Source organism: Coriobacteriia bacterium, from assembly GCA_018368455.1.
Taxonomy (GTDB): Bacteria; Actinomycetota; Coriobacteriia; order Coriobacteriales; family UMGS124; genus JAGZEG01.
Window position 1 is genome coordinate 1 of the sequence record JAGZEG010000036.1, and the last position, 1,315, is coordinate 1,315.

Annotated in this window: 1 protein-coding gene; it reads right to left on the minus strand. The window is 70.2% G+C overall.

Features of this window, described 5'->3' with window-relative positions; all coding sequences use genetic code 11:
- Positions 1–24 precede the first annotated feature (24 nt).
- Positions 25–1,263 carry an IS256 family transposase gene (locus KHZ24_11890; protein MBS5451887.1) on the minus strand — a complete coding sequence of 413 codons (1,239 nt, stop codon included), beginning with the start codon at positions 1,261–1,263 and terminating at the stop codon, positions 25–27.
- Positions 1,264–1,315: the final 52 nt, after the last annotated feature.

Sequence of the window (1,315 nt, forward strand, 5' to 3'; positions counted from 1 at the left end):
GTCAAGAACTCTGTGTAAGTCCTCTCACATGTACCTCTCCACCCTGCGCCTTATGCCCTCGTCGCACAGGAGCTGGTTGCGCACCTGGGACCAGCCGGCGTGGTGGCAGCCCTCCCCCCACCGGCGGCACAGCTCGAGCACCCTCAGGTAGAGCAGCTTCATCACCGCCCCCTCGCCCGGGAAGCAGCCGCGCCTCACGACCCTCCTGAAGCTCGCGTTGACCGACTCGAGGGCGTTTGTCGTGTACATCACCCTCCTCACCTCCGAGCCGCACGAGAACAGCTGCCAGACCTGGTCGATGCTGCGCTCCCAGACCGCCACCGCGCCGGGGTAGCGGGCCCACTCGGCCCTGAAGGACTCCCAGGCCGCCCCGGCCGCGGCCAGGGACGGGGCCGCGTAGACCGCCCGTATCGAGCGGCAGAAGGCGGCGCACTCCTTCTGGGGCACGTACTTGGTGGAGTTGCGGACCAGGTGGACTATGCAGCGCTGGCACACCGCGCCGGGGAACACCGAGCGCAGGCCCTCGGCGAGCCCCGAGACCCCGTCGGCGCTCACGTAGAGCACGTCCTCGACCCCGCGCGCCCTCAGCTCGTCGAAGACCTGCATCCAGCGGTGCGCGCCCTCGGCGTCGTCCATCCACAGGCCCAGCACGTCCTTCCTTCCCTGCAGGTCGTAGGCGAGCGCGACGTAGACCGCGGCGTTGCGCGCCCCGCGGCCGTCGCGGACCGGGACGTACATGCAGTCGACGAACAGGAACGCGTACACGGGCTCGAGCGGGCGGGACCTCCAGCGCTCGAGGTCCTCGCGGACCCTGTCGGTTATCGCCGAGACCGTCTCGGCGCTCATCGAGAACCCGTATATCTCGCGGACCGTCTGGGCGATGTCGCGCTGGGACATCCCGCGCGCGTACATCGACAGGACCCGCGACTCGACCCCGGAGAGGTCGGAGCTGCCCTTGGGGACGGCCACCGGCTCGAAGGAGCCGTCGCGGTCGCGCGGGACCGATATCTCGACCTCCCCGGCCGACGTCCTGACGGTCTTCGGGGTGTAGCCGTTCCTCCGGTTGGGGCTCGCCTTGGGGGACTTGTCGTTGCTCGGGTAGCCCAGGTGGGCGTCGAGCTCGGCCCTCAGCATCGCCTCTATGGCGGGCCCCAGTATCCTCCTCAGGGCCTCCTGCGCCTCGTCGGCCGTCCTGGCGCCGGACTCCTCGAGGATCGCCGCCGCGATCTCCTCGGCGCGCGCGTCCCTCTTCCTCCTCGCCATGCCTCGCCTCCGTTCCTCGGGGACGGGCCCCGGGTCGCGGGACTTACACAGA

Coding starts and splice junctions, on each gene's coding strand:
- KHZ24_11890 (MBS5451887.1), bottom strand. CDS start 1,263: ATGGCGAGGAGGAAGAGGGACGCGCGCGCCGAGGAGATCGCGGCGGCG.